This window comes from Actinoplanes sp. ATCC 53533, assembly GCF_003947245.1.
In genome coordinates this window covers 22550-30800 of sequence record NZ_QHHV01000094.1, presented here as the reverse complement: position 1 = coordinate 30800, position 8251 = coordinate 22550, and the positions used below count along the sequence as shown (strand labels likewise).

The window sequence follows — 8251 nt, the reverse complement described above, 5'->3', positions numbered from 1 at the left end:
TCGTCCTGTACTTCCTGCGGGGCCCGCTGGAGTCTGTTCTGTTGTGAGCTGCTGCCTGCGGTGATCGGGGTGGTCGCCGGGTGCGCTAGCGTGCCCGGTGACTACGGTCATAGCCGTATTCGATGTCGTTAGCCAAGCTCATTAGCTAGGCTAAGAAACGTGATGGAGCGGTCGGTGGCGGAGCGGGCAACAGCCGAGCAACTGGCCATTTCGGTGCGCGAAGCGATCATGCGGCTCAATCGGCGGTTGCGTCAGGCCCGTGCGGTCGGCGATCTCACGTTCAGTCAGCTCTCGGCGCTGACCAGCCTGCAACTGGCCGGTGCGCTGACCCCACGGGAGCTGGCGGACACCGAGCGGGTGCAGCCGCCGACGATGACCAAGATCGTCGGCAAGTTGGAGGATCGCGGGCTGGTCGCGCGTACGCCCCACCCGACCGACCGCCGCCAGGTGATCCTGGCCGCGACCGAGGAGGGCCGGGCGGTCTACGCCCAGTTCGAGAAGGCGCGCAACGAGTGGCTCGCGCTGCAACTGGCCGAGCTCACCCCGGAGGAACGCGACACGCTGGAGCGGGCCGCGCAGATCCTGAGGCAGGTCGCCCGCAACTGAGCAGTCTCGCAGCTCACGGTCGTTCCGTCACACACGGTGATGACGCGTACGGCTGATGAGGAGGCGCAACCCGAGTGCGGGCAGTGCTGAGCACGACATTCCGGTCCCTGCAGGTTCGTAACTACCGGCTGTTCTCGATCGGCCAGCTGGTCAAGCTGGTCGGCGTGTGGATGATGTTCACCGCGCAGGACTGGCTGGTCCTCGACCTGTCGAACAACTCACCCGGCGCGCTTGGCATCGTGACCGCCCTGCAGTTCCTGCCCGTCCTGCTGCTGACGTTGTGGGCGGGCAAGCTCGCCGACCGCTTCGACAAGCGCAAGCTGCTGATCAGCGCGAACGCTACCTTCGCGGTCACCGCGATCCTGTTCGCGATCCTTGTGGCCAGCGGCGTGGTCGTGCTCTGGCACGTGTTCCTCTTCGCCTCGCTGCTCGGCGTCGCCAACGCCATCGAGACCCCCGTGCGCCAGGCCTTCGTCTCGGAACTGGTCGAGCTGCCGCTGCTGCCCAACGCCCTAGCCCTGTCGGCGGCGACGTTCAACACGGCCCGGATCGGCGGCCCGGCGCTGGCCGGCGTGGCCCTGGCGCTGTTCGACACCGGACCGGTCTTCCTGATCGCCACCGCGCTCGCCGTCGCGCCGATCTTCAGCTACCTGGCCATGCGCCCGCTGGAGCTGCACCGCTCCTCCGCCCGCCCGTCCGCCGACGACACCCGCATCGCCGACGGCCTGCGGTACGTGTGGAAGCGGCACGACCTGCTGCTCCCGATCGCCCTGATGGCCGCGGTCGGCATGATCGGCTTCAACTTCCCGGTCACCCTGGCCGCGCTGGCCAAAATCAACTTCCACGCCGGCCCGTCGTCCTTCGGCCTGCTGACCACGGCCCTGGCGGTGGGCGCGCTGGGCGGTGCCCTGGCCGGCAGCGGCCGCCGCAGCAGGCCCGGGGTGTACGTCGTCCTGGGCGCGGCGCTGGCCTTCGCGGTCTTCGAGGTGGCGGTCGGCTTCGCCCCCAACTTCATCGTGGCGATGCTCCTGCTGGTGCCGACCGGGTTCTTCTCGATCTACCTGGCCCAGGCGGCGAACCACCGGGTGCAGATGGGTGTGCACTCGGCCTATCGTGGCCGCGTGATGGCCCTGTACGTGCTGGTCTTCCTGGGCACGACACCGATCGGGGCGTCGTTGGCGGGCTGGTGGGGCGAGCGCTTCGGGGTCCCGTCGAGCATCTGGGCGGCCGGACTGTTCTGCCTGGTCGCAGGGGTGGCGGCGCTGATCTGGCAGCTGCGCACCAGCGGGGACCGGTTCTCCTTGCACGGTGGCTCCCGGCCGGGGCTGACGCTGGTCCGCACGGCGCCGGACGAGGAGATCGTCGAGCCGCAGCAGCAGCCGCAGCCGGCACCGATCGATCCGGTCCCCGCGGTCGCCGCCTGAGCGGCGGCGCCTGAGTGGCCCGGGTCGGTGAGTCGGGCGGGTGGTCAGGTCGCGGGTTCGCAGTTTGCCGTGTATGCGGCCGCCTCGGCGGTGGCGGTGGCCGGGTCCTCGGCGCGGATCGCGGCGAGCAGGCGAGCGTGGTCGAGGTATTCCTCCGGGCTGAGCCGGGGGCCGAAGTGGTCCCGCAGGGAGTCGCGGATGACCTGGCCGAGGTCGGCGTACAGCTCGATCAGCACCTCGTTGTGCGAGGCCGCGACCACCGCCAGGTGGAACGCCGAGTCGGCGTCGACGAAGGCGTCCCGGTCGCCGGTCGCCCAGGCCTGCTCGCGCTGGGCCAGCAGGTCGTCGAGCCGGACCAGGTCTTCCGGGGTGCGGCGCCGGGCCGCGAAGCCGGCCGCCGCCGCCTCCAGGGTGCCGCGCAGCTCGGTTACGTGCTCCGGCGCGGCGGCGGCGAACCGGCGCTGCATCACCCCGGCCAGCTCGCTGGTGGCGACCACCCAGGTGCCCGAGCCCTGCCGGATGTCCAGCAGGCCGTTGTGCGCCAGCGCCCGGACCGCCTCGCGGACGGTGTTGCGGGCGACGCCGAGCTGGGCGACGAGCTCCGGCTCCGTCGGGATGCGGGAGCCGACCGGCCAGGCGCCCGAGGTGATCTGCTGGCGCAGGCGCGCGATCACCCGGTCGGAGAGAGTCGTACCCCGCGAGACTGGACTCAGATTCATCCCATGATTCTATGATGGGGTCATGGCGAACACCAGCACCCGGCCGCGCACCGCCGCGAAGCTTCGTCCCCTCGCCGTGGTCGGGCTGGTGCTGGTCGCCATCAACCTGCGGCCCGCCGTCACCAGCCTCGGGCCGGTGCTGGAGGAGGTGCGGGCCAGCCTCGGCATGAGCGCCGCCGTCGCCGGACTGCTCACGTCGGTGCCCGCGGTCTGTTTCGCGCTGGTCGGCTCCCTCGCGCCGCTGCTGGCCCGCCGCTGGGGGACCGGGGGCGTGATCGCGCTCGGCACCGCGGCGCTCGCGCTCGGCCTGGCCGTGCGGCCCTTCGCCGGGGGCACCGGATCGTTCATCGCGCTCACCGCGCTGGCGCTGGCCGGCATCGCGCTGGCGAACGTGCTGCTCCCGGTGGTGGTCAAGCAGCGCTTCCCGACTCGGGTGGGCGCGATGACCGGCCTTTACTCGGTGGCGCTCAACCTCGGAGCCTCCACCGCTGCGGCTGTCACGGTGCCGCTGACCGCCGGTGCCTTCGGCGGCGACTGGCGGCTCGGTCTGGGCGTATGGGCCGTGGTCGCGGCGGCCGCCCTGCCGACCTGGATCCTGCTGGCCCGCGACCGCACCACGCAGCCGACGCCCGCCGCGTCCAGCCCTGACGTTGCCGCCGAGTCCAGCCCTGATGTTGCCGCCGCGGCTGGTCCTGACCGCGCTGCGGTGGCCAGCCTTGACCGCGCCGCCGAGAAGAGCGGCCCGGGTGGGCAGGGAGCGGGGGCGGCGCGCGTGGGGCTGCGACTGCGGCGGCAGCCGATCGCCTGGGCGCTGGCCGTCTACTTCGGGCTGCAGTCGACCGCCGCGTACGTGATCATGGGCTGGTTGCCGCAGATCTTTCGGGACGCCGGGCTGTCCGCGCGTACCGCCGGTTTGCTTTTCGCCGTCACCGCCCTGCTCGGCGTACCGCTGTCTTTTGCTCTTTCGGCCCTGGCCGGCCGGTTGCCGCGGCAGAGCGGTGTCGCCGTCCTGATCGGGCTCTTCGGCCTGGGCGGCTATCTCGGCCTCTGGGTTGATCCGGCCGCCGCCCCCTGGTTGTGGGTCGTCCTGCTCGGCGTGGGCAACTGCTCGTTCCCGCTGGTCCTGACCATGATCGCGTTGCGTGGCCGGGACGCGGCGACGGTGGCCCGGTTGTCCGCTTTCGCACAGAGCAGCGGATATCTGCTGTCGGTTCCCGGGCCCATCGTGGTCGGCGTGCTCTACGAGCACACCGGCAGCTGGCGGATTCCGCTGGCCTTGCTGGCGGTGCTGATGGTGCCGCAGATGGTGGCCGGGGTGCTGGCCGGCCGAGACCGGCAGATCGGCTGAGGACAAACCTGTGGATATGTATGGCAGACCGAGTCATCCGAACGGCCCTCTCCGTTCCCGTAGGGCAGGCCTTAGCGTCAGAACGTGGCAATCACGCACATAGCCGTGCTCGCGGTGGCGCTGCTCGCGTTGCTGTGTCTGCCGTGCGCGGTCGCGGTTGTCGTCTGTGCGGACGAGGTGGTCGTCTGTGCGGACGAGGTGGTCGCCCGCCGGTTCTGGGGCCGGCGGGGGCGGCAGGAGACCCATGCCCTGCTCTGCCTCGAGCGTGGATTCACCACCGGTGAGCTGGAGCCGTGCCTGCCCGACCCGGAGCTGAGCATCGACGAGCTGGTGGCCGAGTTGCGCCGGCTCGACAAGCAGCGGCGCAGCGCGCCCACCACCGAGTCGGTCGTCTGGCTCGCCGCGGTGCACCGGGCGTATGACCAGCGGCTGGCGCTGGCCAGCCGGTCCCTCGGGTTCATCGAGCATCTCGCCCACCTCGACGGGATGGACCGCGAGATCGAACGGGTCCGGGTCGAGGGGCTGCTGCACGCCGCGGGTCTCCGGCTGCGAGCCTCCTAGAATCGCGACCGTGCGGCTCTTCGCGGCGGTCTTCCCGCCTGATGATGTGTGCTGGGATCTGCGTCGCCGTCTGCTCGGGACCCGACGGCCGGCCCGCGTGCGACTGACGCCGATCGACCGCTGGCACGTCACGCTGGCGTTCATCGGTGAGGTCCCGGCGGGCAGGCTGCCCGAGGTCGAGCGGGTGCTCGGCGCGGTCTCCGTGCCGAAGGGGACCGCGCTGCGGTTGCGCGGCGGCGGACGGTTCGGTCAGGGCCGGTCGGCCGCCCTGTGGGCCGGCGTCGACGGGGAGCTGGGGGAGCTGCACGCGGACGTGCGTGAGCGGTTGCGGGCCGCCGATCTGCCGTACGACGGGCGGCCCTTCACGCCGCACCTCACCGTGGCCTACGCGGACGACATCGAGGTGCGGGCGGCGCTGGACGGTTATGCGGGGCCGTCCTGGTCGCTGGGCGAGCTGGCGCTCGTCCGGAGTGATCCGGGCGCGGGCTACACCACGCTGAGAAGCTGGTGATCAGGAGCTTTCGCGCGCCGCCGGACCGCCGCCGAACAGGACGTCGTCCCAGCTCGGCAGGCGCTTGCGGGGCTTGGTCGTCTCCTCGGAGTCGGTGGAGTCGCCGCCCTGGGACTGGCCCACCGTGCGGCGGGGGCGCAGCACCGCGAGGCTCGGCACCGCCGGGACCTCCTTGGGCAGGTCGGCGTCGTCGTCGAAGGCGGAACCCGCGCCGCCACCGAGCAGTGCTGCCGCGCCGCCGGCCACCGGCCGGCGGGACTCCTGCGCGGCCGGCTCCAGGCCGCGGCCCGAGCCCGGACCGCTCAGCGGCCTGTCCAGCGAGGCCAGTAGGGCGTCGCGGCCGGCCCGGATCGGGTCGCGGGTCTGCCGGGGCGCGTCGGCCGCGGGCAGGCCACGGCCGCCGCGGGCGGGCTCGCTGATCCTCGACGGACCGGGCAGGCCGTGGCCGCCGCGCTCGTGCGGCGTGCGCTCGGGCACCGGCTCCTGGCCGAGGATCTGCGTCGGGCGCTCGGCGCACAGATATTGCGCCATGTCGTCGTGCGGCGCCACCACCTGGCGGCCCTTGTCGAGATCCCACATCGCCTGGGCGGTCGCCTTGCCAGACGGCCACGTGGCGATGATGCGCCAGGTGCCGTCCTCGCGGCGGAACGCGTCCCAGGAGATCTTTTCGGTGTCGATGCCGTGCTGGGCGAGCCGGCCGTCCACGACCTCGGCCAGCGGGGCGCCGGAGTCGGAGGTCTTCAGACGGGTGCGGCGCGCGTGCTGGGCCAGCATGGCCCGCTCCTGCAGCACCGGACCCGCGTAGCGCAGCACGCGGTCGACCGGGACGCCGGCCACCCGGGCGACGTCCTCGGCGGACTCGCCGGAGCGGATCCGGGCCTGGATGTCGCGTGGCGACAGTGAAGCCATCACCTCGGCGTTCGCCACCGCGACGGCCGTGCCGATCGGGTGTGGCGTGCCGTCGGACTGCAGCGCACCGCTGATCCGGTCGTCGATCGGGAGTGCCAGGAGTCTGCCGACCTCATCGGCGAGCACCAGGGCCTGACCGTCTTCGGAGAGGGCCACGAAGCGTACCGGCCGCATGCGTTGCCTCCGTCCCGTGCTCGCCTTTGTCTGGCCTGCGCCCCCGAGAGTCAGCCACCCGGGCGCGTTTCGGAACACGGTACGCGCCCAGGTCACCCGATGGGGGTAAGCCACGCCGTCAAAGTCATTGACCTGCAGAGATGATCTTCAAGATCCGGGTACCGATAAGACGTTGCGCGGTGCGCGGGGCGGGCCTAGAAAGGCGACATGACAGTCGATTTGCGTCCGATCACCGCGGAGAACTTCCGGGCCGTCATCAAGCTGGAAGTCCGGCCGGAGCAGTCGGGTTTTGTCGCGCCGAACGTGTTGGGCATCGCCGAGACCCACATTTATCCGGAGGCGGAGCCGCGGGCGGTCTATGCCGGCGACGAACTCGTCGGCTTTGTGCTCTTTCACCCCATCGACAAGGATAAGCCCGCCGAGGGGCACTGCATCGTGCGGCTGATGATCGCCCATGAGTTCCAGGGGCGCGGGCTCGGGCGGCAGGCGCTGGAGGCGGCCGTCGACTGGATCGCCCGCGAGCACGCGGTCGACCGGGTCCGGCTGAGCGTCGTGGCGTCCAACGAGAAAGCCCGCGGCCTCTACCGCTCCGCGGGCTTCGTCGAGACCGGCGAACTCGACGACGGCGAACTCGTCATGGTCCGCTCGGTGCGGCACCAGGGGGTGTCTGGCGGATCATGACGGCCTGCGCCGAGGCCCAGGTTTCGCCAGACAACCGCTAACCGTTCGCGGCCCGGCGGCCGGCGTACTCGGTGGTGCGGTGGGTCGGATACTGGATCAGGTTGTCCGGCTCCTCGTCCACTGTGCTGGCCCAGCGGCGGGCCGGCTCCAGCGGGTCCTCCTCGTACATGGTCCGGCCGCTGCGGAACTGGCGGCCGTAGTCGAGCATGCCGTCGATGAGCCGGTCGACGTCGCGGGCCGGGCGCACCACCAGGCGCATGAACTGGCTGGTCATGCCCAGCTTGTTGCCGCACTCGCGGGTGTAGATGCCGTGGTTGGCGACCAGGAAGTCGCGCAGCGCCACCCCGGACCACTCGGTCGGCAGCTTGACCAGGAAGAAGTTGCCCTGCGACGGGAAGACGGTCAGCCCGGGGATGCGGCCCAGCTCGGCGCCCATCGAGCGGCGGTCGCGGCTGAGCAGGCGCAGGCTGTCCTCGTAGTCGTCGTGGTGGTCCTCGATCATGTAGACGACCTTCTCGGCCAGCGAGTTCAGGTTCCACTTCGGCAGCGCCTTGGCGATCTTGCCGGCGATTCCCGGGTTGGCCATCAGGTAACCGAAGCGGATGCCGTGCAGGCCGAAGTTCTTGCCCAGGCTCTTCAGGACGACCGTGTTCGGCCGGATCACCGCGTCCGGGCCGACCGACGGATATTGCTCGGCGTCCGAGAAGTCGATGAACGACTCGTCGACGACCACCAGGTCGAGGTCGCCGAGCGCGTCCATGAAGCGGATGACGTCGCGGCGGGGCAGGTAGCAGCCGTCCGGATTGTTCACGTTGCAGACGACCGCGACCCGGGAGCCGCGGTCGCGGATGAACCGCACGTAGTCGTCCAGGTTGAGCCGGAAGCCGTCGCGCTCCTGCAGCGGGAACATGTCGACCCGCTTGCCGGTCTCCAGCGGCTGGTCGGTCCACCGGCCGAACGTCGGGATCGGGATCGCGATGCTCTCCTTGATCAGGAGGTGGTCGATCCAGGTGATCAGCTCGGTGGACCCGTTCGCCATCGCCACGGTCTGCGGGTGCAGGCCCAGCACGCTGGACAGCTTGTTGGTGATGCTGGCCGAGTCGCTCGGGTAGTACTTCAGGATGTTCTTCAGGTCCCGGGAGAGCTCGTCGAACATCTCCGGGGTGGGGAAGTACGGGTTACACGGGATGCAGAAGTCGACGATCTCAGCGCCGTCTTTCATGTTGCGAGAGAGATCGAAGTAAGAAGCGCTGTGAGCGCCCTTGTGCAGGATCGAGGTGTCGATACCTGTCCGTCCCATCGTGCCTCCCGAGTCCAG

At 70.8% G+C, this 8251-nt stretch carries 9 protein-coding genes; 6 read left to right on the top strand and 3 right to left on the bottom strand.

Annotated features, from left to right (window positions below):
- Positions 1-162 precede the first annotated feature (162 nt).
- Complete coding sequence (locus tag DMB66_RS28690; protein WP_125807239.1) at positions 163-606, top strand: MarR family winged helix-turn-helix transcriptional regulator; 444 nt, start codon at positions 163-165, stop codon at positions 604-606.
- A gap of 74 nt (positions 607-680) precedes the next feature.
- Positions 681-2030, top strand: a complete 1350-nt coding sequence (locus tag DMB66_RS28685) for an MFS transporter (RefSeq protein ID WP_125807236.1) — start codon at positions 681-683, stop codon at positions 2028-2030.
- 44 nt (positions 2031-2074) lie between these two features.
- Here the strand turns inward: DMB66_RS28685 and DMB66_RS28680 are convergent, their stop codons facing one another.
- A complete protein-coding gene (locus DMB66_RS28680; protein WP_125807235.1) occupies positions 2075-2749 on the bottom strand; it encodes a FadR/GntR family transcriptional regulator in 675 nt (224 codons plus the stop codon).
- A 22-nt stretch (positions 2750-2771) separates the two neighbouring features.
- Here DMB66_RS28680 and DMB66_RS28675 point away from each other — a divergent pair, with 22 nt between their 5' ends.
- The 3 genes from DMB66_RS28675 to thpR all read left to right on the top strand — a co-directional run bounded on the left by DMB66_RS28675 (position 2772) and on the right by thpR (position 5169).
- On the top strand, positions 2772-4097 hold the full coding sequence (locus DMB66_RS28675) for an MFS transporter (RefSeq protein ID WP_125807234.1): 1326 nt from the start codon (positions 2772-2774) through the stop codon (positions 4095-4097).
- Between the two features lie 84 nt (positions 4098-4181).
- Complete coding sequence (locus DMB66_RS28670) at positions 4182-4658, top strand: hypothetical protein (RefSeq protein ID WP_125807233.1); 477 nt, start codon at positions 4182-4184, stop codon at positions 4656-4658.
- A 10-nt stretch (positions 4659-4668) separates the two neighbouring features.
- Positions 4669-5169, top strand: coding sequence for an RNA 2',3'-cyclic phosphodiesterase (gene thpR, locus DMB66_RS28665; RefSeq protein ID WP_233624895.1), 501 nt, complete (start codon positions 4669-4671; stop codon positions 5167-5169).
- On the opposite strand, the gene sepH is transcribed toward thpR, so the two are convergent.
- Positions 5170-6252 carry a septation protein SepH gene (gene sepH / locus DMB66_RS28660; RefSeq protein WP_125807232.1) on the bottom strand — a complete coding sequence of 361 codons (1083 nt, stop codon included), beginning with the start codon at positions 6250-6252 and terminating at the stop codon, positions 5170-5172. It lies immediately after the preceding gene.
- A 219-nt stretch (positions 6253-6471) separates the two neighbouring features.
- Here sepH and DMB66_RS28655 point away from each other — a divergent pair, with 219 nt between their 5' ends.
- Positions 6472-6933: a GNAT family N-acetyltransferase gene (locus tag DMB66_RS28655; protein ID WP_158647394.1), complete on the top strand. Its 462-nt coding sequence runs from the start codon at positions 6472-6474 to the stop codon at positions 6931-6933.
- A gap of 37 nt (positions 6934-6970) precedes the next feature.
- Here DMB66_RS28655 and DMB66_RS28650 read toward each other — a convergent pair whose 3' ends face one another.
- Positions 6971-8233, bottom strand: coding sequence for a histidinol-phosphate transaminase (locus DMB66_RS28650; RefSeq protein ID WP_125807230.1), 1263 nt, complete (start codon positions 8231-8233; stop codon positions 6971-6973).
- Between the last annotated feature and the right edge of the window lie 18 nt (positions 8234-8251).

What these genes read in the sequence shown, in the direction of transcription:
- DMB66_RS28690 (WP_125807239.1), top strand. Translation starts at nt 163, where the DNA reads ATGGAGCGGTCGGTGGCGGAGCGGGCAACAGCCGAGCAACTGGCCATT.
- sepH (WP_125807232.1), bottom strand. Translation starts at nt 6,252, where the DNA reads ATGCGGCCGGTACGCTTCGTGGCCCTCTCCGAAGACGGTCAGGCCCTG.
- DMB66_RS28650 (WP_125807230.1), bottom strand. Translation starts at nt 8,233, where the DNA reads ATGGGACGGACAGGTATCGACACCTCGATCCTGCACAAGGGCGCTCAC.
- DMB66_RS28680 (WP_125807235.1), bottom strand. Translation starts at nt 2,749, where the DNA reads ATGAATCTGAGTCCAGTCTCGCGGGGTACGACTCTCTCCGACCGGGTG.
- DMB66_RS28675 (WP_125807234.1), top strand. Translation starts at nt 2,772, where the DNA reads ATGGCGAACACCAGCACCCGGCCGCGCACCGCCGCGAAGCTTCGTCCC.